Here is a 22,937-nt window from a genome sequence, read left to right as displayed (position 1 = left end):
GCGGTCCCGGCTAGAGCGCGCCGAGCAGGTCGAGGATGCGGAGCCGCCAGACCATCCATGCGGCCTCCCAGACGATCCGCCGTGACATCTTGGATTCCCCCGCGCGGCGGTCGACGAAGAGGATCGGAATCTCGCGGATGCGGAATCCCTTTCTCCACGCCTTGAAATTGATCTCGATCTGAAAGCCGTAGCCGTCCGATTTGACGCGGCTCAGGTCGAGCGACTCGAGCACCTGCCGGCGGAAGCACTTGAAGCCGCCGGTGGCATCCTTGATCGGCATTCCCGTGATGACGCGGCTGTAGACGTTCGCGAGGTAGGAGAGGATCAGCCGCTTCAGCGGCCAGTTCACGACCGTGACCCCGTGCAGGTAGCGTGATCCCACCACGAGGTCCGCCTTTTCGAGCTCCCTCAGAAACTCCGGAAGGGAATCCGGATTGTGCGAGAAATCGGCGTCCATCTCAAACACGGCGTCGTAGCCGTGCTCGATGGCGTGTCGGAAGCCGGAGACATACGCGGAGCCCAAGCCCATTTTCCCGGGACGGTGCATCACGTGGACCCGCGGATCCGCCGCGGCCAGCGCGTCCGCCGCCGCGCCGGTTCCATCGGGCGAATTGTCGTCGATGATGAGCACTTCGAGCGGCAGACCCTCCGCGAAGATCCGCCTCAATAGCTCGGGCAGATTCTCCCGCTCGTTGTAGGTGGGGATGATCACGAGCGCCCTCACGCGGCCGGTTCCCCCGCGGGCTCGCCGTTTTTCGGATTCGACCGGCGCGCGGACCGGCGCCGGATCAGGCCCGCGCCCGCCAATCCCACCGTGAGCGCCAGCGACACGATCGAGATCCGGACCCCCGCTTGGAGCGCGGACGGCTCGTAGCGGAAGCGAATCCGATGCACCCCCGGCCCGACCAGGACGCCCCGCATCAGGTAATCCACGCGATGGATCGTCTCCGGGACGCCGTCCAGGGTCGCCCTCCAATCCGGGTCGTACTGATCTGAAAGGACGAACAACCCCGGCGCCGAGGTCGAGACGAGAAACTCGGCTTCGTTGAAATCGTATCGAATCACGCCGACCGAGTCCGGCACCCCCGGCTCCTCCATCGGGGGCAAGGGATCTGGACCGGTCCAGAGCGCCTCACCCGCCGGATTGAAGTTGCCGGTCCGGATGATCGCGAGCGTGACGGAGTCGTTCCGCACCGGTTTCAGCCGGTGCACCACGTGGGCGCGGGGCAGAGCGCCTTCCAGCTCGTAGACTTTCACATCGCCGTCGTGGCGCAGGGCGAGCCCGGGCGCTCCCTGCGGAATGTAGCCGTCCGTGAGCACGTACTTCACGTTCAGGAAGCGAAGCATGTCCAGGCTGGACAGGATCTGCGCGGTGTCGGCCAGCGCCTGATACAGCTTGGGCTTCGCCGGGTGATACCCCAGAACCGACGCGATCCCGTAGGCCGCAAGCCGGCTGTCGTTCCACTGGAGCGGGTAGACGCGGAAAAGGCTCCGGTCGGATTTGAGGAAGGTCACCTCGGGCGTTTCCTTGAAGTACTCCGCGTATTCCTGTGGGGATCCCACCTCGGGGTCGATGATCTTGCGGTCGATCACCCAGAGATCGACCGCCGTGACGGTGAGAATCAAAACCCCGGCCGCGAGCCGGCCGATCCGTCCCCGCCGCGCGAGGGCGATGACGAAAAATCCGAGCCCGAGCAGGACCCCCGACTTGATCGCGTCGAGCGAGGCCAGGTCGAGCGCCTGCCGGGCCGCCTCCGCGCTGAAAGAGGGACGGCTGTGGATCGCGGCGATCTCGAGCGGCCCCGAGAGCGCATGAAGGAGCGCGACCACCGCGACCCCGCCCGCCGCCGACAGCACGGCCGCCCGCATCCACGAGGCGCCGGGGTCCGCCGCCTCCCTCCCCTTGGTCGGGGCCCCGCGCTCGAGGGCCCTCGTGAGACCGAAGGCGGCGAGAGCGCCCGTCGCGAACTGGACGAGCACCAAGACCATCACCGGGACGCGGAACTTGTTGAAAAACGGGAGGTGGTCGTAGAGAAGCGCGTACAGCGGTTTCAGGTGCTTCCCGAACGACATGGCGAGGGCGATCCCCGCCATCGTCACGAGGTACCACCGCACCTTCCCGCGCCATCGCATGGCGCCGTAGATCGCCAGCGCGAGCGGCACGATTCCCATGTAGTTCGGGTAGTCGGTGAAGGGCATGCTTCCCCAGTAGGTCCGGCCCCCGAAGCCGAACATGCTGGGGATCACGAACGTGAGGATCTCGCGCGGGTGAAACGACCAGGAGGTCGCGTACTCGAGACCGGCGCCACCCCCCTCGCCGCCGCCGCGGACCGAGAGCTTCGCGTACTCGTGCGTGGGAAGGTAGAGGAAGGCGCTCATCCCGAAACCGAGGGCAAGCCCCCCGACAAGCCCGCCGAGGGCGCGGGCCGCCTCTCCCCTCCGGCCCTCCCGGACCCCTTGGACCGCCAGAAAGACCGCGTAGCCGCCGAGCGCGAGCCATGTGTAAAAGACGATCTGCACGTGCCCCCGGAGCAGCTGAAGAGCCGCGGCCAGCGCGAACCCGGCCAGCGCGGGCGGAGATCCGCGCCGCACGAACCGGTCGAGCAGGAGGATCAGGAGCGGCAGGTACGCCGCGGTCATGATCTGGCTCCCATGCCCGAACACGCCCACCGCCACAAGATTCGGGGTGAGCGCGAACGTGAGCGCCCCGAGGGCCGCCCCTTCCGCCGAGGCGCCGAGCGCGCGCAGGAGCGCCAACATGGAGACCGCCAGCAGGAGGTAGTGCGCGAGAAGCCACGTGAGATCGGGAAAATGGAGCGTCTTGTTCAAGAATCCGAAGACCAGATCCAATGGATAGACGTAGGGCACGAACGTGAGGCTCCCGAAGGAAGGCATTCCCAGGAAGTGATACGGATTCCAAAGCGCGTACACGTGCCGCTTCTGGAGCGCGTCGAGCGCGATTCGCGCGAATCCGGCGGGAGCGACCGAATCGGGAGTGAGGAAGACTTTTCCGAACGCAATCGGGTAGAAGAAGACGAGGACGAGGAGCGCGACGAGCGCCCAGGCCCAGCGCGAAAGGTCGGCCGCGTCCTTGGGTTCGCGGGGACCCGCCTGCCGCGCTCCGATTTTTGCCCCTCGCGAGGGGCGCGTCACGCGGCGTCCTCCAGACAAAACGCGACGAACTCCCGCGCGATCTCGTCCCAATCGTGGGCTCGCGCGAACGCGACCAGAGGCGCGGGATCGGGGGGCGAGCTCGCGAGCGATCTCACCGCGGCGACAAAGCCCTCTTCCGAATCGGCGACGCGCGCCGCCTCCCCCCACGCGCCGACTTCATCGGTGAAACGCGTCGTGACACACGGGACGCCGGCCGCCGCGTACTCGTAGAGCTTGACCGGGTTCACCGCCTCGGTCAGCGGGGTGCGCCGGAACGGGATCAACCCCACCCGGAACGCCCGCACGATCGATGGAATCTCGGAGTAGGGCTTGGGGCCGAGCCAGAAGAGATTCGGCGTCGACTCGGAAGCCCGCTCCAGCTCTCCGCGCGTCGAGGGGTGTGCGGGACCGACCAGAACGACCCGCGCCTCCGGGAGCGACCGGGCGAGCGTCGCGACGAGCGGCACGTCGAACCAGGAGTGGAGGGATCCAACGTAGCCGAGAACGGGCGCGCCGGCCTCCCCGGGCAGGAAATCGGCCGGCGGCGCCGCCTGGAACCGGGCGACCTCCACCCCGTTCCCGATCGGACGGGGCTTCCGGGCGCCGCCGGAGCGGGCGAGCTGGACCAGCGGCCCCGACGTGACGCACACACGGTCCGCCTCGCGGAGGAGCCGCTCCCACTGCGGCACGAGGCGCGGCGGAACGGGAGCGAAGTGGAGCGGGGCGTCGATCATGTCGTACACGACACGCTCCGGTCGAAACGCGCCCAACGAGGGGCGCGCGAGGAAATTCTGCACGAGCGCCAGGCGCCTCGCTCCCGGCCGGCCGAATCCGCCGAGAGTGTGCGCCCATGCGCGCTGGGCCCCGAAGAGGCATCGCGTCGCGAGGGCCGAGCTCCCAATCCTGTACGCGAGGCGTCTCAAGCGAGGCGACCGCGCGTGGAGAGGGAGAAATGGAAACGAGACGCGGGAGATTCGCTCCGTGACGGGCGTGGGCCGGAAGGCGGCGGCATGGCCGAGCGTCCAGGGCTCCACGAAGAGAATCCGCGCGTCGGGCGGGAACCTCGTGGCGAGCTGCTGCGGCCTTTGCCAGAGACTCCCCCATGGAATATCACTGAGCCAGACGACGTCCCAGGCGGGACGCACGTGAGCCTCCGGGGTCGCGCATCGTCTCAGAGTACGGGGAGCCGCAATCGAGCGTCAAGACGTGAGATGCGCGGACTCGTTGACCTTTCGCCGGGCCTCCCGTAGCGTGCCCTCGCGTGCCCCGCCCGATCCGAGTCGCGATCGACCTGAGGCCCCTCGCGCGGGGGCCGGCTACCGGCATCGGTCTCATTCTGACTCAGATTGTGCACGAGCTCTCGCCGCGCGGTTTTGAATTCATCGGCGTGAGCGACCGGCCGGTCGAGCCGGCCTCTGTTTCCGAGTCGATCGAGGTGAGGGTCTCCGGACCGGAAAATGGCCGAATCCGCTGGGAAGCGCTCGAGCTTCCGCGGATTCTCCGCGCGATCGAGCCGCCCCCCGATCTCTATCACGCGACGTGGAACCACGGCGTTCCCTCGGGGCTCCCCTTCCCATCCCTGCTCTCTCTTCACGATGTGATTCCGTGGGTCATGCCTCGGCTCGTCCCCTGGCCGAAGCCGGCGCTCCTCCACCGCTGGCTCTACCGGCGCGCCGTCCGCGCCTCGGCGCGAAACGCCTCCACCATCGTCACCCTGAGCGATGCGAGCCGCCGCGACATCGCGGCCTTGGTCCCCGAGGCCGCCTCGCGGATCGAGGTGGTCCCGTGCGCGGTTCCCCGCTGGCTCAAGCCCGCGTCCGCGGACCAGGTCTCGGCCCCGAGGGCCCGGTTCGGCGGCGCGCCTTACTGGCTCTACTTCGGCGGCTTCGATCCCAGGAAGGGAGTGGATCTCCTCATCGAGGCCGTCGCGCGCGCCTTCCCCGACCGAAGGAACGCCCCCGCGCTCGTTCTGGCCGGCGCCCGCAATGCTCTCGCCGATCGACTCGCGCGATCGGCGAAGGCGGAAGGATTGCGCGCCCACTGGCCCGGATACGTACCCGATTCCGAGCTGGCCGCTCTCTTGGGCGGAGCGAAGCTGCTCATCTACCCTTCCCGATACGAGGGGTTCGGCATCCCTCCGCTCCTCGCGATGGCGGTGGGGACGCCGTGCGTCACGAGCGACTCCGGGGCGCTCCCGGAAGTTGTGGGGAAGGCCGCCATGCTCTTTCCCTCGGGAGATGTCGCGGCGCTCGCGGAGAGGCTGCGGACGGCGGCCCAGGACCCGGGCGCGCTGGCCGAGCTCTCCCGCCTCGGGAAGGAGCGGGCGGCCCAATTCAGCGTCGAGCTTCTGGCGGAGCGAATGACTCGGGTCTACGAGGCGGCGGCGACGCGCCGAGGAGGATCCGCGTGAAATCGGCGAAGCCGAGCACGAGCGCGCTCGCGGACCGGAGGTTCATGCGCGCGATCGAGCGGAGAACGAGCCACGCCGTCCACGCAAGATAGGCTCCCCACGAGGGAACGCGTTCCCAAGGCTTCGCGTGGCGCGCGAGGAAGAGCGCGCCGCTCCGAAGCCGAAAGTAGGCCTTGAGCGGCGTCAAGCCGCCCCCGCTCGTCGCGGACACGTGGTGCCACGCTTTGGCCGAGGGCTCGTACCAAAGAATCAGACCCCGCTCCCGGGCCCGAGCGCACCAGTCCACGTCCTCGACGTACATGACGTAGCCCGGATCCAAGAGGCCGACTGCTTCGAGCGCTCCCCTGGATAGGAGCGAGGCCGCGCCCGACACGTAGTCGACCGCGCGGGGCGCGTCGCGAAGCTTCTCGTCCTTCACGTTGACGCCGCGGTGGCGGATCAACCCGAGACCGCGGCCGACCACGCCCCCGGCGAACCAGATTACATCCGGAGAATCGTAGTAATAGATCCTGGGGGACACCGCGGCCCGCGCCGGGCTCGCTTCCAGCGCCGAGCGCAGCTTCTCGAGCGCCGGGCGCTCCAGCACCACGTCGTTGTTCAGGAGCAGGATCGACCCCGCGCCGCCTTTGAGCGCCGCCCGGATTCCCTCGTTCACCCCTCCCGCGAAGTAGAGATTCCTGTCGAGGCGGAGCACCTCGACCTCCGGAAATTCGGCCCGCACGGCCTCCGCCGTCCCGTCCGTGGAGCCGTTGTCCACGAGGAGCACGTGCTCGGCGGCCGGCTCGAGCGCCAAGACCGAGGTGAGGCATTCGCGCGTCATCCCGAGCTGGTTCATGGCCAAGATGACCGCCCAGGTCGGGCGCGCGGTCACGACAGGCACTCCGCCGCGAGCGATTCGAGCGCCCCCGCGAGCGCGTCCCACCCGAAGCGACCCCGGCTCCGCGCCACGCCGCCGCGGAGCCGCTCCGCCATACCGCCGTCGAAGAAACGCTCGATCGCCCGGGCGAGGGCCGGAGGATCGCCGGGCGGCACCAGAAGCCCCGAGACACCCTCCTCGACGACATCCTCCAATCCGCCGACGCGGGTCGCGATCACCGGCACGCCCGCGCCGAAGGCGATCTGGGCGATCCCGGACCCGGTCGCCTCCCGATAGGGCAGGGCGACCACGTCGGCGGCCGCGAAATACCGCGCGACCTCCTCGTTCGCAACGTAGCGGTTCACGAGGCGGACACGGGCTCGAATCGACGGATCCTCGAGGGGCGCGCGGTAGCGGCCGAGCGGCTCGTAGAATTCCCCCACGATCAGCGCGCAATCCCACGTGTCGCGACGCGCGAGCTTCAGGGCAAGGAGCAGGTCGGCGAGCCCCTTGTACGGGCGCACGTAGCCGAAGAAAAGGAGCACCCGTCCCTCGACGCCGAGCGCCAAGCGCGCCTCCTCCCGGCTCGGCGCCCGTTCGCTGAAGATCTCGTAGGAGGGGTGCGGATGCACGCGAATCGGTCTGCCGCGCGCGACGCGGTGAAGCTTTTCCGCTTCCGACCGCGCGTGAACGAGGAACGCGTCCGCCCCGCCGAGCCCATACGCGGTGAGCGCCCGGTCGATGGGCGTCGCTTCGTGCGGCGAGACGTTGTGGCAGAGGAAAACCCGCGCGGTGCGCCGCCCCGGGGGGCGGGCCCGCCGCGACGCCGTCCCGAGCGACGGACCGAAGAATGGATGCCACCAGGGAACGACGAGGGCGTCCGGCGCGATGGCCCGGAGCCTCGCCCCGGCGCGAAGCCACGACAGGGGATTCAGGCTGTCCAGGATCGGCTCCGGACGGACGGGGGGCTCGATCCTGATCGTGCTCGTATCGAACTGGGTCGTTCCAGGGAAGAGGAGCCCCGGATAGAGCCGCGCGAAGGAAATCATCGCGAGATCGTGCCGCCCGGCCAGCGCGCGGGCGAGCAGGGTGGTGTAGTGCGCGATCCCACCCCGGTGCGGGTAGGTGGGGCCGAGGATCGCGACCTTCAACGCTCCCCTCGCCCGCCGAAGGCTCGGTTAGAGCCGCTCGCGTATTGCGTAGTCGGGCTCGTGCGCGCGGGTGCTGGCGATGAGCTCGCCCAGGAATCCCATCGAGATGAACTGGATTCCCAGGATGACCAGCACCGCCCCGAATAAGAGCGCGGGTCTCAGCCTGAGCCCTTCCCCGAGGACCCAGCGCCAGGAGAAACCGACCGTGATCGCGGCCCCGACCAGGGCGACGAAGACGCCGACCCGCCCGAAGAGATGGAGCGGGCGCCTCGCGTTGGTGGTCAGGAACATCACCGCGAGCAGATCGAGAAAGCCGTTCAGGAACCGGGCCGCCCCGAATTTCGTTCTCCCGTGAAGCCTTGGATGGTGCGCCGTCCGAACCTCGGCGACGCGGAACCCGTCCCAGTGGGCCAGCACCGGGATGAAGCGGTGCAGCTCGCCGCGGAGCCGGATCGTCTTGACGACCTCGGCGCGGTAGGCCTTGAGCCCGCAGTTCATGTCGTGGAGCCTGACCCCGGTCATCGAGGAGGTCACCGCGTTGAAGAGCCTGGAAGGAATCGTCTTCGTGATCGGGTCCTTCCTCTTCTGTTTCCAGCCCGAGACTAGGTCATAGCCCTCCTCGAGCTTTCGAAGCAAGGGTCCGATCTCCGCGGAATCGTCCTGGAGATCCCCGTCGAGCGTCACGAGATGACGGCCGCGCGCCTCGGCGAACCCGACCGATAGAGCGGCCGACTTGCCGTAGTTTCGCCGGAACGAGACCACGCGAAGATGCGGGATGCAGCGATGTAGCTCCCGGAGCCGGTCGATCGTGCCGTCGGTGCTGCCGTCATCGACGACCAGGATCTCGTACGGCTTGCGCAGGGCGGCCAGGTCCGCCGTCAGCTTCTCGAGGAGCGGTTTCAGATTCTCCGCCTCGTCGTAAACGGGAATCAATGCCGTGATCTCCACGGCGTACGACGGCTTCCCCAGCGACGACTCCTTCTCCATCACCTGTTCCGTTGCCATTCCCATTGGCGTTCGAGACCCCGCTCCAGAGCGGTACGCGGCTCGTATCCCAGATCGCGCCGCGCGAGTCTCGTGTCGGCCGAGGTGTCGCGCGGATCCCCGTGCTGGGGCTCGATGTGGCGGCGCTGCATCGGGCGGCCGACCAGACGTTCGATCTGATCGAGCACCTCGCGGAGCGTCACGCGATGCCCTCCGCCGACATTGTAGACCAGCTCCTCGGCGGGGCGGGTCAGGCTCGCGACGGTGGCCGAAACCGCGTCCTCGACGAAGGTGAAGTCCCTCGTCTGGGCGCCGTCGCCGTAGATGGTCACCGGCTCTCCGCGGCGGCACGCCTCGAAAAATCGGTGAAACCCCATGTCGGGCCGCTGCCGGGGGCCGTACACCGTGAAGTAGCGGAGCGCGACGGCCGGCAACCCCTGCTCGTGCCGATACGCGTGGACAAGCGCTTCGGTGGCGAGCTTGGTCACGCCGTACGGGGAGATGGGCCGCCGGGGCTCATCCTCCGGCGTCGGAAAGCGGGTCGGCACGCCATAGACGGAGGAGCTCGACGCGACCGCGACGCGCTCGACCGTCCGACCGCGCAGGGCGTCGAGCAGCCGCTGGGTGACGACGATGTTGTGTTCGGCATAGGCGCGAAATGCGTCCCCCCAGCTGGATCTCACCCCCGGAAGCGCCGCCAGGTGCGCGACGTGAGTCACCCCGTCGAGCAAGGGTTCGAGCGCGACGTTTCGCAGATCCGCCTCGACGAACCGAAATCCCGGATCGCGGAGCAGCCCTTCGAGGTTCGCGCGTTTCCTCGCGGCCTCGTAGTTCGGCGTGAACGCGTCCACCCCCACCACGTCGAACCCCGAGCTCCGGAGTGTCTCCGCCAGCGTCGAGCCGAGGAATCCCGCGACACCGGTCACGAGCGCGCGCATCAGCGCCTCCCGCCCGCCGCGCGCCCGCCCGCGCCCCCGCGTGGAGGGGCCGCCGAGAGCACCTTCAGCGAGTCCTCGTAATTCCGGAGCCACGCGGCCCCCTGCGGATCTTCGGGATGCGCGCGCGTCCAGCTCCGCAGCACGTCCACGGCCTCCTCGTGATGCCCCTCGAGCCAGAGCGCGCTGAAGAGGCCGCCGAACCAGTCGAAGTAGCGCTGGTCGAGCGAGCACGCGCGCCGGAGCTCCTGAAGCCCCTGGTCGACCAGATCGGCGCGGCGCTCCTTGTGCCCCTTCTGCCAGTGGATCACGCCGAGGTGAAAATAGAACTCGGCCGAGTTGGGGAAACGCCGCAGGGCTTGCGTGAAGACGCGCTCCGCTTCGGCGGTGTCCCCCGTGTCCTGGTAGGATTTCCCAAGGTACTCGAGGAGCCCCGGAAAATCGGGGGTCATCTTGACCGCGTCCCGCAGCAGGGAGATCGCGTCCTTGCCCTGCCCGGCCTTCTGCATCTCGTAGGCAACCTGGACGTGGGCCGCGCTGTAGTTCTGCACGAGCTTGTAGGCGTTGTCGTCCTTGTACACGGTCGAGTCGTAGTTGCGGTTCTTGTCGAGCAGGCCCACATACCGGAACACGTGGTAGAGATTGTTGAGCGTTTTCCCGGCGTCGACGCTATGCTCCCCGACCTCCTTCGGGTAGATGCGGAAGACGAGTCCCTCCAGCATGAGGTGCTTGTCGAACCCGAGCTGCTCGGGCACCGTGACCGCCAAATAGACGGGCCGCTTCCACTGGTTGGCCCGGACCATGTCCGTCACGGCCTGGTCTTTGACCCAGATGATCCTGCCGCTCTTCTCCTCCTGATAGGGCTGGAGCGCGTCGAGCTGCGCGTTGGTGAACGAGAACGGAACGCGCGGCTCCTGATCGCGGAGCTGCTTGATGTACCAGGGCGTGTTGAGCAGGCTCAGATTCACGACCCGCACGTCCCTCCGCACGTGTTCCACTTCCTGGATATACCAGAGCGGGAACGTGTCGTTGTCGCCGTTCGTCATCACGATCGCGCCCGGTTCCAAGGGCGTGAGCATGTTGTAGGCGTAATCGTGGGCGATGTAGAAACGCGACCGGTCGTGTTCGTACCACCCTTCCTTCATCGGAAGGAGCGAGATTCCGATCAGCGCCGCGGCCCCGAGCGCCACCCCCGCCCGGTAGGGCATGAAGCCTCCGGTTGCTCCCGCGGGAGCCGGGGCCCCGGACGGAACCCCGGCCGGGGCCGGCGCCTTCGCCGGCTCGAAAGCGCTCGCGAGCCACTTCACGACCCCGGCCGCGCCCATCCCCATCCAGATCGCGAGAAAGTGGTAGGAATTGGTGAAGAAGTAGTCGCGCTCCCGAACCTCGTGGTCCGTGAAGTTGAGATAAAAGATGAGTGCCGGTCCCATGACGAAGTTCTGCGTCAGGAAAAACCAGAAGGTCTTCTTGTCCCGCTTCCAGTTCCAATAGGCGCCGAGAGCCAACAGGAGATACGGGATCGCGTTCACGGCCATCACCCAGAAGGAATCGGGTCCAAACGGCCCCAGCCCCCTGGTGAGCGCAAACTGCATCCCGACGTACCGGAAATACATGTGATTGATCTGATACCAAAGATCCGCGCGGCGTTCGAACGGGTTCGAAGGGCCGTATTGCTTCCGCAGCAGGTAGTCCTTCCACGTGTTGAATGTCTCCGGCGCGCCCTCGTTCACGGCGGGGTGCTGCTGGCTCCGCACCAGCAGAAAGAGCTGCACCGTGAACCCTACGACCAGCGCGATCGTCCACCACGTGAAGAGATTGTTTTTCACCAGCTTCTTGGAATTCAGCGCGTACACGACGAGGAGCAGCGCAAGGATGATGAGGATGAGCGGGAGCGGCACGTCGACGTCCGCCGAAAACTCGTTGTACCAGAGAAAGAGGATGAACCCGCCGAGCAGGGCCGCCGAGGCCCAGAACCGTCCCGTGGTGAAGTAACGGGTCCGGTTCATCGCGAAGAGCAGGAGGAGCCCGGGCGCGACCAGGATCGTGCCGAGGTGCACCGCGGCGGAGATCGACAGGATGTAGACGATCAGGACGAGCAGGCGGTCGTTGTTGGTTTCCCCCAGATGATCCCACCAGTTGAAGGCGAGCCAGATCGAGAACACCACCAGGAACGACGAAAGCGAGTAGACCTCGGCCTCGATCGCGCTGTCCCAGAAGGAATTCGAGAACGCGATGAAGAACGCGGCGACGAGCCCGCCCACCTCGCAGGCGAGCTCCCTCGCGGGAGTCGGGGCCTGGTCCATGAACCAGCGTCGAAGCGAGCGGACCGTAATCAGGAAGGTGAAGAGCGCCGTGAGGGCGGACGCCAGCGCGCTCATGAAATTCACGCGCCATGCGACGGTCTCGATCGGGAGAAAGCTCATGATCCGACCGAGCATCGTGTAGACCGGGTTTCCCGGCGGGTGCGGCAGACCCAGAATATAGGACGTGGCGATGAACTCGCCGGAATCCCAGAACGGCACCGTCCGGGTGAGCGTGCAGAGATAGACGAAGAGAGGCAAGCCGAACGCGAGCGCCGCGGCGACCTGGTGCCAGCGCTTTCCGGAAGTCATGCCCGGCCCTCTCCGGGGGAGGCGCCGCCCCCACCGGTACGGGCGAGCTTTCGGCGTTGGAGATGCTTCCCGAGCGCGCGCCGCGGCGGTCGCGAGATGAAGATGAGCCCTCCAAGCAGGCTGATCAGTACCGACAGAATGTACGTGAGGAACGGAATGCTGAACGCCTCCTCGCGCGTCAGCCCGGCAAGCCGGAACAGCACGACCGCGGCCCCTTCACGCACGCCGATTCCGTTCAGCGAGATTGGAAGCGAGATGAGCGCGGCCAGCACGGGCACGAACAGGAAGTAGTACGCGAGGGAGATTCGCACTCCAAGCGCGAGCCCCACCAGGGAATGGACGTAGATCCGGCTGATCTGGACCAGAGTGGAAGCGGCGAACGCGGCCAGAAGCGCGCCCCGCTCGCTCCGGAATCCGTGGAGGTCGTCCATCAGACGGGCGATCCCGCGCTCGATCTTGCGGGCGCCGATCGCGCGGAAGGGACGCTCGAAGGCCTCGAGGATATTCCGGTTGAAGATGCTCGCGAAGAACGCGGCCGCCACGAGAAAGACGATCAGGATGGCCCAGTAGATCGCGTAGAGATGCAGACGGTCGATCACCGCGACCGAGGCCACCACGGCCAGGAGCCCGATCGCCAGAATGCCGATCAAGCGATCCATGACCGTCGCGGAGAAGACGGGGCTCACGTGATCGGCGTGTTTCGCGGCATCGGAGATTCGCGCGATGTCGCCGCCGATGTTCGATGGCAGGAAGTTGTTGAAGAAAAGCCCCACAAAATAATACGAGGCCGCCTTGGCATACGGGATCGAGACACCTTGGGCGCGTAAGAGCCTCGCCCAGAGCCAGCTCCCGATGAGGCTCGAGACGAGGAATAACCCCGCGGCGGCCGCGAGCAGCTTCGGGTCCGCGTGTTTCATCGTGACCCAAACGTTCCGCGGCGAGACCTTGGCGATCACATAGGCGAACAGGGCGAAGCTCAACATGATCTTGAGCGCGATGAGCGGCAGCTTGAGCTTTCGAAAAACCCCCGAAGTCGCGCCGGTCACGCGGCCCCCGCCGCGCGCGCGATCACCGCCCTGCTCTCGCGGTAGCAGCGGTCCCAGGTGAACCCATGGGCCCAGCGGAGCCCGGCACCCGCCATGGAAAGGCGAAGGTTCGGGTCGGTGAGAAGGCGGATCGTGGCGCGTGCGAGCGCGCCGGCGTCACCGTGCGGAACCAGGAGACCCGTCTCGCCATCGCGGACCGACTCGACCAAACCGGGGCTCTTGCTCGCCACGACCGGCGCGCCGCACGCGTTCGCCTCGATCACCGTGAGCCCCCAACCCTCTTTGGGCGAGGGGGCGGCGGCGACCTGGGCCCGGTTCAGCGCGGCCACCTTGTCCCGCTGGCTGAGCGCTCCGAGGAACTCGACCTTCTCCCGAATCCTCAGGGAGCGAGAGAGTCGTTCCAGGTTCTCCCGGTAGGGGCCGTCCCCCACGATCCGGAGCCGAGCCTCCGGCACCGCCCGCAGCACGTCCGGGAACGCCCGGATGAGGTATTGCGCCCCCTTGTACTTGCGAAGCCGGCCCACGAAAACCACAACCGGCTCCGTCCGGTCCCCCGGTGGGACGGTCACCGTGTAGCCGCTCTGATCCAGGCCGCAGCGAACCACCGAGATGTTTTCGCGGCGCAGGCCGCGGCGGACGAGGTCGTCACGGGTGCTCTCGGAGATCGCGAGGAAGGGGACATCGCGGTACACGAGCGGGATCAAACTCTCGTGTGCCCAGACCAGAGCGCCGACGGCGGGCGACGCTTCCCGGAACACGGTGGCGCCGAAGAGGTGAGGCACCACGGCGAGCACGGGCGCGCGGACGTACCACGGCGTGAAGAATGGAACTTTGTTGATGTCTTCCAGGACAAGATCAAACCGCTCTCCCCGAAGCCTCCGTCGATAGAGCTGGGCCAGAGCAAGGTGCGCATTGTACCACGACCCCCTCCGGAGAATGCGGATGCCCCGGTGCTCCTCCTCGGGCTCCGAGCCTGGGAAGGCCTCGGCAAGCCAGGTCACTTGGTCGCCGTCCTGGACCGCCCGGCTCAGGATTTCCACAAGGTGAAGCTCGGCGCCGCCCGCCTCCGGATGCTTGGGATCACGCCAGTTGAACGCGAGCAGCTTCACCCGATAGGTACACCGGAGCGGGGCGGATCCGCCGTCTCTTTTCGACCCAGAACGCCGATGACGAAGTAGGTATAGAAGGACACCCGGGTGCGGCGGAAACGCTCGCGAAACGAGCCCGCGAGCTTCGACAGGATGGGAACAGGCGGTGGATACAGCGGGAGGCGCGCGACACGCGAGCGAAGAAGGACCAGGCGGAGCGAACGATAGAACAGACCGGGCACCATCCAGTTGCCGTATCTCCGCGTGACCGTGACCCCCGCCGCGCCCAGGAGCCGCTCCAGCTCGTCGATCGTGAATTCCGTCTCCCATCCGGCGAACCATCTTCCGACCGCGATCAGAAGGTGCTTGAGGACCGTGTAGAGATGGAAACGCTGCGGCACATCCACAAGGAGGATGCCGCGGTCCCCGAGCGCGCGAACGTTCTCACGCAGGAGCGGCAGCGGATCGCGGAAGTGCTCGAGAAGCCCCTGGTGGAACACGACGTGGAAGGAGCCGTCCCGAAAGGGCATCCGGAGCGCGTCCGCGCGAACCAGATGCACGCTCCGGCCCGCTCGCGAGGCCACGCCCCGCGCGACTTCGAGGGAAGGCGCCGAATAGTCGAGGAGAACCGCCGTCGCCCCCGCCTCGGCCAGGGCGACGCTGTCGCGCCCCGATCCGGCGCCGACCTCGAGAACCAGCCTCCCCGCGACCGGCCCCTCCCCGAGGATCTGTTCCACCACACGGCCTTCCGTCGGGTACACGTCTTCGATCTCGGAGCGCTCGCGCCAGAAGCGCGACCAGTGGGCTTCGGTGGACGTTCGCACGCCGCCTACTCTCCGGTCGCGAGCCGCGAGGCCAGCACCGCCGGCAGCCGCGCGGCCCGGATCTTCCCCTGCGCGGCCTCGATATCATAGGGCACACGAACGAATTCGATGTCCCCCGCGGACTCGTTGAGGAGGACGAAGCAGGCCCTCGGATCGTGGTCCCGGGGCTGTCCAACGCTCCCGACGTTCACGATGTAGCGGTAGGCGGGATGGAACAGGAGGCGCGTGGGCGGCAAGAAGACGCACCCCGAGTCGGAGCGCTCGAAGATGGCGGGCTGGTGGGTGTGGCCGATGAAGCACGCGGGCTCGGTGAAGAATTGAAACTGGGGCTCGGCGTCGAAGCGATCGAAGATGTATTCCCAATCACGCGGTGCCGCGGGCGATGCGTGAGTGTAGAAATACGGCTCGACTCTCTCGCACGGAGAGAGCCCGCGCAGGTAATCGCGGTGATCGGGCGTCAGGGTCTTGGCGGTCCAGAGCGCGGCCGCTTTCGCGTTCGGGTTGAATCGCGCGGCTTCCGGTCCGCCGCTCGCCGCGGAATCGTGATTTCCCAAGAGAACCACCTGGCAACGCTCGCGGATGAGCTTGAGACACTCGTTCGGGCTCGCGCCGTAGCCGACGGCGTCGCCCAGGCAGAGGATCCGGCCCGCGCCGCGCTCGTCCACGGCGTTGAGGACCGCCTCCAGCGCCTCGAGATTGGCGTGAACGTCCGAGAGAAGAGCCGTCTTCATCCAGGAGGCCGCACGTCGTGGGCCAGGCGATCCAGGATACCGTTCACGAACGCGCCGGACGTTTCCATGCCGTATTTCTTGGCGATTTCGATCGCTTCGTCAAGCGTAACCCGCACCGGCACCTCGGCGTGGTAGAGAAGCTCCGCCGCGGCGAGCCGGATGACCGAGCGATCGGTGGCCGCCATGCGCGAGAGCGACCAGTTCTTGGCGATCCGGGAGACCACAGAGTCGATTTCGGGCTGATGCCGCGCGAGCGTGGACACGAGCGAGGAGGCGAATTCCTTGGTCTCGGGATCCGCCGCTTGTTCGAGGTCCTCCAGAATCTCCTCGAGGCAGCGGTCGATTGGATCCCCGGTGACGTCCGCCTGGTACGCGGCCCGAAAGGCGAGCTCGCGCGCCTGTCGCCGGCGGGTCAACGCTGTTTCGCGGCGAGCGCGCGCACGAGCCTGGCCATCTCGATGGCGCCCTCCGCGACCTCCGCGCCCTTGTTCCCATGCTTCCCTCCCGAGCGGTCGAGCGCCTGATCGAGGGTATCGACGGTGAGAACGCCGAAGAGCACGGGCACACCGGTTTCAAACGACGCGCGCGCGATCCCGTGCGAAGCCTCTCCGGCGACCCGATCGAAGTGCGGCGTCTCCCCCCGCAGCACGGCGCCGAGGCAGATCACGGAGTCGTGGCGACCCGAATCCGCCAGGAGCCTCGCGACGGGCGGGATCTCAAAAGCTCCCGGGACCTTGATCACGACGGTGTCGCGCGCCCGGACTCCGTGGCCCTCGAGGGCGCGGAGCGCGCCGTCCAGGAGTCGATTCCCGACGAACTCGTTGAACCGCGAGACCACGATCGCGATCCTGAGCCCCGCGCCGTCGAGGGAGCCTTGGATCACTTCCGGGAACTCGGCAGCCCTCCGTGGCGAACGGCGCGCCGGCGCGGGGCGACGCGCAGGGCTCACGCCCGGGTTCCCCGTTTTCCGTTGGTGTGCGCCGGGGCGGCGCCTCCGAGAGCGGGATGGTGAAGCAGATGCCCCAGCCGCTCACGCTTCGTCGCGAGGTAACGGGCATTGGCGGCGTTCGGTATGATCTCGAGCGGCTCCCGGGCGACGACCTCGATCCCGTACTCGCGGAGCGCATCGATCTTCCGCGGATTGTTGGTGAGGAGCCGGACTCTCGCGTAGCCCAGATCGCGCAGGATCTGCGCGGCCACGCCGTAATCGCGCAGGTCGGGAGCGAATCCGAGCTTGAGATTCGCCTCGACCGTATCCAGCCCCAGGTCTTGCAGCTCGTAGGCTCGCAGCTTGTTCGCGAGACCGATGCCCCGTCCCTCCTGGCGCATGTAGAGGAACGCGCCCGCGCCCTCGCGATCGATCCGCTCGAGGGCGGCTTCCATCTGCTCGCCGCAATCGCACCGCAGCGAGCCGAACACGTCTCCGGTCAGGCACTGGGAGTGAACCCTCACGAGCCGCGGCTTGCCGCCGCCCGATCCCTTGACGAGCGCGACGTGGTGGTGGCCATCCACCAGGCTCTCGTAAACGACCACGCGGAAATTCCCGAAGCGCGTCGGGAGCCGCGAGGACGCGACCCGCTTGACGTGGCGCTCGTGGCGGTACCGGTAGCGGATCAGATCGCGGATCGTGACGAGCTTGAGCCGGTGGCGCCGGGCGATCCGGATCAGCTCATGACCGCTCGCCATCCGCCCGTCCGGCGAAAGGATCTCGCAGAGGAGCCCCGCCGGACGCAATCCCGCGAGCCGCACCAGATCGAGCGCCGCTTCGGTGTGCCCGGGTCGCTTCAGGACCCCCTCGTCCAAAGCCCGGAGCGGGAACACGTGCCCCGGCCGGGCCAAGTCCTCGGGCTTTGTCTTCGGATCGGCGAGCGCGCGAATTGTGAGCGCGCGGTCATGAGCCGAAGAACCGGAGGTCGTGCCCCGAAGCAGATCGACCGAGACCGTGAACGGAGTGGAGAAACGCGCCGTGTTGATCGGCGCCATGAGCGATAGCCCCAGCGCGCCGAGCCTCCCGCTGGTCATGGAGACGCAGATCAGGCCGCGGGCCTCGCGCGCCATGAAGTTGACGTCGGCGGACGTGGTCTTCTCGGCGGCCATCACGAAGTCCCCCTCGTTCTCGCGGTCTTCGTCGTCCACCACCACGACCATCCTGCCCGCCTGGATATCTCGGAGCGCCTCTTCGATCGTCGAGAGAGACGCGGCGAATCCCTCGGCGCGCCCCGCGGGCGCATCGCGACCACCCGCGCGGCCGTGCAACGAGCCCGCGCGCTTCATGACCGCCTCGCGTCCGCCGCGGCGGGGCGGGACGGTGCGACGATCCCCCGAGACACCATGAGGCGCTCGAGGTATCGCGCCAGGATATCCACCTCCAGGTTCACGATTCCCCCTTCTTGGTATTCCGATGCGATGGTGTGCTCGAGCGTGTAGGGCACGAGCGCCACGGTCGCGTGAGGCTCCTCCCACGCGGCGACCGTCAGGCTCACTCCGTCCACCGCCAAGGACCCCTTCGGGGCCACGTACGGTCGGAGCGCACCGGGAATCTCCACCGCGAGGAGCACGTCGCTTCCCGTACGCCCGATCGAGGCGACCCTCGCCGCGGCGTCCACGTGTCCCTGCACCCAATGCCCGCCGATCTCGTCGCCGACCCTGAGCGCGCGCTCGAGGTTGACCCGGCTGCCGGCCGAGAGCCTCCCCAGCGTCGTCTGGCGGAGCGTTTCCGGCACGGCCGTGGCATGGATGAGGTCGCCGTGCGCGCTCTCGACGGTGAGGCAGACGCCGTTCACCGCGACGCTAGCCCCCGGCGGAGGCGGCGTCCCGAACCCGGCTCGTATCGCCAGCCGAGCCGAGCCTTCCGGCGTGCGCTCGACCCTTTCGACTCGCCCGATGCGCTCCACGATGCCGCTAAACATCGCGGGGCCCCTGCGTGCGGAGCGACCCCTCGATCCAAAGATCGCGTCCCACGCGCCGCATCACGAGCGAGTCGACCTCCAAGGCCTCGTCTAAGCGCGGGCGTCCCAGGTCCCGGGTCCAGGTCGGAGCCTTCGTGCCGCCCACGATGAGGGGTGCCAGGCCGATCGCAACGCGGTCGGCGAGCCCCTCGCGCAGGAGGGCGGTATGCACCGTTGGCCCCCCTTCCACGAGGATGGAGAGCACCCCCTCCCCCGCGAGCCGCTTGAAGAGCGGGCGCAGCGGCACGCGCCCCGTTCCATCGCCCTCGAAGCGCCAGATCCGGGCTCCGCGGCGGGCAAGGGCGTCGCCCAGGTCGCGATCCTCCGACACGGTCGCGATCAAAAGCGGAACCCACGCGGCCGATTGGACCAGCCGCGAACCGAGCGGAATGCGGAGATGCGAGTCGAGCACGATCCGAAGCGGGCTCCTCCCCCGCGCGAGGCGAACCGTCAGCTCGGGGTCATCGGCGAGCACGGTCCCGATCCCGACCAGGACCGCGTCCTGGCCGGCGCGCAGCTTGTGGCACAGCTTGAGCTCCGCCGCTCCCCCCAACCCCCGCGAATCGCCGCTCTCGCTCGCGACCCGCCCGTCGAGCGACACCATCGATTTGAGCGTCACCCACGGAAAGCCGGTCGCGAGGAACTTCAGATACGGAAGATTCAGGTCTCGGCAGTCCGCGCTCAGCACGTCCTCGACGACCTCGATGCCCGCCGCCCGAAGACTGCTCACGCCGCGTCCGTCCACGAGCGGGTTCGGATCGCGCATGCCGAGCACGACCCGCCGAACTCCGGAACCAAGGATCGCATCGACGCACGGCGGGGTGCGGCCCTGGTGCGCGCAGGGCTCCAGGGTCGAGACGAGCGTCCCCCCTCGGGCACGGGCCCCCGCTTCTTGGAGCGCCCGCACCTCCGCGTGTGGCTCGCCGGCGCGCGCGTGGTAGCCCCGGCCCACGACTTCTCCGCCGCGAAGGACCAAGGCTCCGACGCGCGGATTGGGATGGGTCGTGCCGATGCCTCGCCGCGCGAGCCGGATCGCCGCGCGCATCATGCTCTCTTCGGCCGTCGAGACGGGACGGGACGGCCCCTTCTCCCGGGAGTCCTTGCCGATCGGTGCGACCCGGATATTCATGACCTCCTCATAAAATAAACGCCCCGCAGGCAGACACCCGCGGGGCGCACGCGGCCAGGGGCCGGACGCATCCGTCCAAATGTGGCCATCCTTCTCCCATCCAGACTGTAACTGTCGGCTCCGGAATCTCGCCGGATCTGCCGCCGGGTCCTCGACCCTTTGGCTCGCGGGCTGTCACCGCCGGTGGGGACTTTCACCCCGCCCCGAAGGATGTCTGCTGATCGAGGGGATCTTAGAGCGAAACGGCCGTCAGCGCAAGAGGATGAGCTTTTTGGCCTGGGCCTCCCGGTCCGCCTCGAGCCGGTAGAAGTAGGCGCCGCTCGCCAGGTCTCGCCCGCGGTCGTTCTTCCCATCCCAGGTGATGTGATGGTCACCGGCCGGAAGCATCCCGTCGGCAAGGCTGCGGACCCGGGCGCCCGAGACGTCGAAGATGAGGAGCCGGATGCGCGCGGGGCGTGAGAGCGTGAATCGGATCGACGTCCGTGGATTGAACGGGTTCGGCGCGGCCCCGAAAAGGCGCGCGGTGGGCGACGCGGCCTCCGCGGACGTTTCCTCGACCCCCGTCGCGACGTAACAGCCCGGGACCTCGAACTCCCCGACGATCGTCCGGTAGAGAAGCAGGTTGCGCCGCGTGGAGCTGGAAATGCCCGCCAGGCTGAACCCGAGCAGGACGGAGCGCGAGGAGTCCGCGACGACGCCGACGGAATCTCGTTTCTCGATCGAAGCAAGCATCGCGTTCGGATACGCGATCCAACCCCGTGCCTTGGGCCCGGCGCAAGAGGACGTCGCCAGCGCGTCGAATCGGTTGAGCGACGGGCATCGTCCGTCCAGCGGGAAGGGCTCGGACGTGATCCGGGTTCCCGCCGCCCCCGCCAAGGTCGGGGTGAGCGAATCCTGGGGCGTGTTCTCCCAGATGTCCCGGACGTACGTGGTCCCGAGCGTGCAGGTGAGGAAGGTGCCGATATCCTGCGCGTTGACCACGAGGTCGTACGCGAGGTTGTCGCCCGCGGCCAGGAGCCCCCGATTCTTCCCGGGACGCTTGACCCACGCTTCCAGGAGCTGCTGATCTTCCCGGGTGAGGGTGGAAGAAGAGCGCTCGCCGACATCCCAGATGATCGCCGAGTACATTCCGAGCGTGGCGGCCGTCGTGGCCGGCCAGGTGCGCGTCGGGCCCGGCGTGCCGCCTCCGGGCGAGTTGCCGAATGAGTTCGCCGCTGCGTTCACGTCGTAGCGGTCGAAGCGCAGGCCCAGCGCCGTGAGAGCCTGATCCATGGAAGCTCCGCCGTCCGGTCCCGAGAACGCGTTCACGTAGAGCACCTTGGCCGTGTCTCCCGCGCAGGCAGCGGACGGGGCCTGGATCGCGGGCAGCACGGTCGCGTCGAAATAATGGGATGCCGCAAGCGCGTCCGACGGGAGCGTGACTGTCTCGTTGAGAGAATCGGTTACCGAGAAGTAGTATCGAAGCCGCGTGCCCCGCGGGTAGGAGCCCGCGGGAACGTCGGCCGAATAGGCGGCCGGGATCGAGGGGCCGAAGGGCGCGAGCGGGAGGCCCGCGAAGGAACCGCCGTTCAGGCTGTAGAAGAAGGTGGCCTGCTTGAGCCCGCGGGACGCGGAGAGCCGGACCGACGTGCTGTCCCCGGCGGGGGAGTTGAAGTTGTCGTCCGCCCAGAAGGGGGCGGTGTTGAACGTGTCCTGGAACAGGTCCTGTTCCGACACGAGGATCGACGGCGGGGCGAGCCCCCGGACCCCGAGCGCCAGGTTATCGAAATAGACGGCGGTCCCGCTGGGCGTGGAGACGCCGTCGCAGTAGACCTGGGAGTAATCCTTCACGTTCAACATGAACTCCACCGAATCCTTGCCGGCGGCGCCCGGGAGGGCCACCGTCTGCCGCATCCATTCCTTCTCGGTCCCGAAATAGATCTGGCTCGAGGACTGGCTCCACAGGGACCACGCCGCGCCCGCGTTCCGCGTGCGGAACTTGACGTTGTAGTAAAAGCAGGAGAAAAGCGGCAGATTCCGGTAGACGTCGAATGCGGCAAACACCTGGTCGGCCCGGTTCACGAAGACAGGCGGGCTGATCAGCTTGTCGTCCATCCGGGGGATGAGCGCCCCGGTCGAAGGGCTGGTCACCGTCCAGACCTTGCTGGTGTTGCTCGTGCACACCTGCTCCCCCGGGACGTTCGCCTGAATCCGCCAGTTGTCCCCCACGGCGGGAAAGGTCGATACGGTCCAGGTTCCGGGGCCGGATTCGAAATCATCGAAGAATCGAAGGTCGGTGGTCCCCGCTTTCACCGTCACGTTGTCCACGGACCAGCCATCTGCCGGCGCGGAGATGCCGTCCGCGGCGGACCCTTGGATATCGCTCGTGAAGACGAACCGGAACTGGACGGGGTTGTATTTCGCCATAATCGAGTCGGGGATCTGGATCGTGAACGTATCGCAGGGCGCGCCGCTCTGGCCGTGGACCGACCCTGTCCAGGTCCTCAGGGGGAGCCAGCCGGCGTCCAGATCGAGCACCTCGAGGGTCCCGTAATCGAATCCTGATTCGGCTTCCAGTTGGTGTCGGAACGAGATCTTCACCGGGCTCGCCGCCGACAAGAGATTCACGTAGTTGCTCAGCATCTGCGTCCAGCTGTTGTCGTATCCGCGCCTATTCGCGTCATTGACCCAGCTCGAATCGATCCGGCCGCACCAGAAGGAGTGCCCCTCACAGCCGTACACCGTGTCGATGTGCCAGGCGGCGGGCTGAAACGAGGCGTCCTGGTGGGTCCAGCCACCCTCGTTCGAGGGGCTGGACCTGGTCTCCAGGCTGTCGCGGAAGACCCAGACGGTGTCGCCCGCCTGGTTCGCCTGGCCGCTGCGATAGGTGCGCGCCGACGGCGCGCGTGCGCGAACAGGGCTCACGCTGCCGAGGCTCGGCTGGGGGTAGGCTTTGGTAGAGGCTAAAGCGGAAGTACCTTCAAACGAAGAAGATGCGTCAACACCCGCCCGCCCCTGCCCTGGTGCAAGGCCCCCCATCGCGCAAAGCGCGATGACCAGCGGGGAAGCAGCGGCGCGAGGGAGGGTCACG

Annotated in this window: 19 protein-coding genes and 1 riboswitch; of the genes, 1 reads left to right on the top strand and 18 read right to left on the bottom strand. The window is 67.7% G+C overall.

Annotated features, from left to right (window positions below):
* Positions 1 to 10: 10 nt before the first annotated feature.
* Genes E6K76_04285 through E6K76_04275 form a run of 3 tightly spaced genes read right to left on the bottom strand, consistent with a single transcriptional unit; the run spans position 11 to position 4,298 of the window.
* Positions 11 to 724 (bottom strand): polyprenol monophosphomannose synthase, encoded by a 714-nt coding sequence (locus E6K76_04285; protein TMQ59715.1) that lies wholly within the window; start codon positions 722 to 724, stop codon positions 11 to 13.
* The gene (locus E6K76_04280; GenBank protein TMQ59714.1) at positions 721 to 3,153 is read right to left on the bottom strand and encodes a YfhO family protein; all 2,433 of its coding nucleotides are present in this window, start codon (positions 3,151 to 3,153) and stop codon (positions 721 to 723) included. Before E6K76_04280 ends, E6K76_04285 begins: the two co-directional genes overlap by 4 nt.
* The gene (locus tag E6K76_04275) at positions 3,150 to 4,298 is read right to left on the bottom strand and encodes a glycosyltransferase family 1 protein (GenBank protein ID TMQ59713.1); all 1,149 of its coding nucleotides are present in this window, start codon (positions 4,296 to 4,298) and stop codon (positions 3,150 to 3,152) included. The genes E6K76_04280 and E6K76_04275 overlap by 4 nt, the downstream gene beginning before the upstream one ends.
* Before the next feature lie 116 nt (positions 4,299 to 4,414).
* On the opposite strand from E6K76_04275, the gene E6K76_04270 reads away from it, so the two are divergent.
* The gene (locus E6K76_04270) at positions 4,415 to 5,563 is read left to right on the top strand and encodes a glycosyltransferase family 4 protein (GenBank protein TMQ59712.1); all 1,149 of its coding nucleotides are present in this window, start codon (positions 4,415 to 4,417) and stop codon (positions 5,561 to 5,563) included.
* On the opposite strand, the gene E6K76_04265 is transcribed toward E6K76_04270, so the two are convergent.
* The 15 genes from E6K76_04265 to E6K76_04195 all read right to left on the bottom strand — a co-directional run bounded on the left by E6K76_04265 (position 5,487) and on the right by E6K76_04195 (position 22,936).
* Positions 5,487 to 6,434, bottom strand: coding sequence for a glycosyltransferase family 2 protein (locus E6K76_04265; GenBank protein TMQ59711.1), 948 nt, complete (start codon positions 6,432 to 6,434; stop codon positions 5,487 to 5,489). The genes E6K76_04270 and E6K76_04265 overlap by 77 nt on opposite strands.
* Positions 6,431 to 7,570 carry a glycosyltransferase gene (locus E6K76_04260; protein TMQ59710.1) on the bottom strand — a complete coding sequence of 380 codons (1,140 nt, stop codon included), beginning with the start codon at positions 7,568 to 7,570 and terminating at the stop codon, positions 6,431 to 6,433. Before E6K76_04260 ends, E6K76_04265 begins: the two co-directional genes overlap by 4 nt.
* A 27-nt stretch (positions 7,571 to 7,597) precedes the next feature.
* The gene (locus E6K76_04255) at positions 7,598 to 8,581 is read right to left on the bottom strand and encodes a glycosyltransferase family 2 protein (GenBank protein ID TMQ59709.1); all 984 of its coding nucleotides are present in this window, start codon (positions 8,579 to 8,581) and stop codon (positions 7,598 to 7,600) included.
* Complete coding sequence (locus E6K76_04250) at positions 8,557 to 9,495, bottom strand: NAD-dependent epimerase/dehydratase family protein (GenBank protein ID TMQ59742.1); 939 nt, start codon at positions 9,493 to 9,495, stop codon at positions 8,557 to 8,559. Before E6K76_04250 ends, E6K76_04255 begins: the two co-directional genes overlap by 25 nt.
* A complete protein-coding gene (locus E6K76_04245) occupies positions 9,492 to 12,101 on the bottom strand; it encodes a DUF2723 domain-containing protein (protein TMQ59708.1) in 2,610 nt (869 codons plus the stop codon). Before E6K76_04245 ends, E6K76_04250 begins: the two co-directional genes overlap by 4 nt.
* Positions 12,098 to 13,147: a flippase-like domain-containing protein gene (locus E6K76_04240; protein TMQ59707.1), complete on the bottom strand. Its 1,050-nt coding sequence runs from the start codon at positions 13,145 to 13,147 to the stop codon at positions 12,098 to 12,100. Before E6K76_04240 ends, E6K76_04245 begins: the two co-directional genes overlap by 4 nt.
* Positions 13,144 to 14,577, bottom strand: coding sequence for a glycosyltransferase family 4 protein (locus E6K76_04235; protein TMQ59706.1), 1,434 nt, complete (start codon positions 14,575 to 14,577; stop codon positions 13,144 to 13,146). The genes E6K76_04240 and E6K76_04235 overlap by 4 nt, the downstream gene beginning before the upstream one ends.
* Entirely contained in the window at positions 14,253 to 15,059 is an 807-nt protein-coding gene (locus E6K76_04230; protein ID TMQ59705.1) for a class I SAM-dependent methyltransferase, read from the bottom strand. Before E6K76_04230 ends, E6K76_04235 begins: the two co-directional genes overlap by 325 nt.
* Positions 15,060 to 15,064: 5 nt before the next feature.
* Positions 15,065 to 15,790, bottom strand: coding sequence for a metallophosphoesterase family protein (locus E6K76_04225; GenBank protein ID TMQ59704.1), 726 nt, complete (start codon positions 15,788 to 15,790; stop codon positions 15,065 to 15,067).
* On the bottom strand, positions 15,787 to 16,206 hold the full coding sequence (gene nusB, locus E6K76_04220; GenBank protein TMQ59703.1) for a transcription antitermination factor NusB: 420 nt from the start codon (positions 16,204 to 16,206) through the stop codon (positions 15,787 to 15,789). Before nusB ends, E6K76_04225 begins: the two co-directional genes overlap by 4 nt.
* Positions 16,203 to 16,673 carry a 6,7-dimethyl-8-ribityllumazine synthase gene (locus E6K76_04215; protein ID TMQ59702.1) on the bottom strand — a complete coding sequence of 157 codons (471 nt, stop codon included), beginning with the start codon at positions 16,671 to 16,673 and terminating at the stop codon, positions 16,203 to 16,205. Before E6K76_04215 ends, nusB begins: the two co-directional genes overlap by 4 nt.
* Before the next feature lie 62 nt (positions 16,674 to 16,735).
* Positions 16,736 to 18,064: a bifunctional 3,4-dihydroxy-2-butanone-4-phosphate synthase/GTP cyclohydrolase II gene (locus E6K76_04210; protein ID TMQ59701.1), complete on the bottom strand. Its 1,329-nt coding sequence runs from the start codon at positions 18,062 to 18,064 to the stop codon at positions 16,736 to 16,738.
* Positions 18,061 to 18,699: a riboflavin synthase gene (locus E6K76_04205; protein TMQ59700.1), complete on the bottom strand. Its 639-nt coding sequence runs from the start codon at positions 18,697 to 18,699 to the stop codon at positions 18,061 to 18,063. Before E6K76_04205 ends, E6K76_04210 begins: the two co-directional genes overlap by 4 nt.
* Complete coding sequence (gene ribD, locus E6K76_04200; protein ID TMQ59699.1) at positions 18,692 to 19,867, bottom strand: bifunctional diaminohydroxyphosphoribosylaminopyrimidine deaminase/5-amino-6-(5-phosphoribosylamino)uracil reductase RibD; 1,176 nt, start codon at positions 19,865 to 19,867, stop codon at positions 18,692 to 18,694. The genes E6K76_04205 and ribD overlap by 8 nt, the downstream gene beginning before the upstream one ends.
* Before the next feature lie 84 nt (positions 19,868 to 19,951).
* Positions 19,952 to 20,082, bottom strand: a riboswitch (FMN riboswitch).
* Between the two features lie 34 nt (positions 20,083 to 20,116).
* A complete protein-coding gene (locus E6K76_04195) occupies positions 20,117 to 22,936 on the bottom strand; it encodes a hypothetical protein (protein ID TMQ59698.1) in 2,820 nt (939 codons plus the stop codon).
* Position 22,937: the final 1 nt, after the last annotated feature.

This window comes from Candidatus Eisenbacteria bacterium (assembly GCA_005893275.1).
In the GTDB taxonomy this organism is placed as follows: domain Bacteria; phylum Eisenbacteria; class RBG-16-71-46; order SZUA-252; family SZUA-252; genus WS-7.
Note: the sequence above shows the minus strand (reverse complement) of the source record. Positions and strands in the feature narration are given on the sequence as shown.

What these genes read in the sequence shown, in the direction of transcription:
- E6K76_04210 (TMQ59701.1), bottom strand. Translation starts at nt 18,064, where the DNA reads ATGAAGCGCGCGGGCTCGTTGCACGGCCGCGCGGGTGGTCGCGATGCG.
- E6K76_04225 (TMQ59704.1), bottom strand. Translation starts at nt 15,790, where the DNA reads ATGAAGACGGCTCTTCTCTCGGACGTTCACGCCAATCTCGAGGCGCTG.
- E6K76_04245 (TMQ59708.1), bottom strand. Translation starts at nt 12,101, where the DNA reads ATGACTTCCGGAAAGCGCTGGCACCAGGTCGCCGCGGCGCTCGCGTTC.
- E6K76_04255 (TMQ59709.1), bottom strand. Translation starts at nt 8,581, where the DNA reads ATGGGAATGGCAACGGAACAGGTGATGGAGAAGGAGTCGTCGCTGGGG.
- E6K76_04235 (TMQ59706.1), bottom strand. Translation starts at nt 14,577, where the DNA reads ATGGTTCGCCGGATGGGAGACGGAATTCACGATCGACGAGCTGGAGCG.
- ribD (TMQ59699.1), bottom strand. Translation starts at nt 19,867, where the DNA reads ATGAATATCCGGGTCGCACCGATCGGCAAGGACTCCCGGGAGAAGGGG.
- E6K76_04205 (TMQ59700.1), bottom strand. Translation starts at nt 18,699, where the DNA reads ATGTTTAGCGGCATCGTGGAGCGCATCGGGCGAGTCGAAAGGGTCGAG.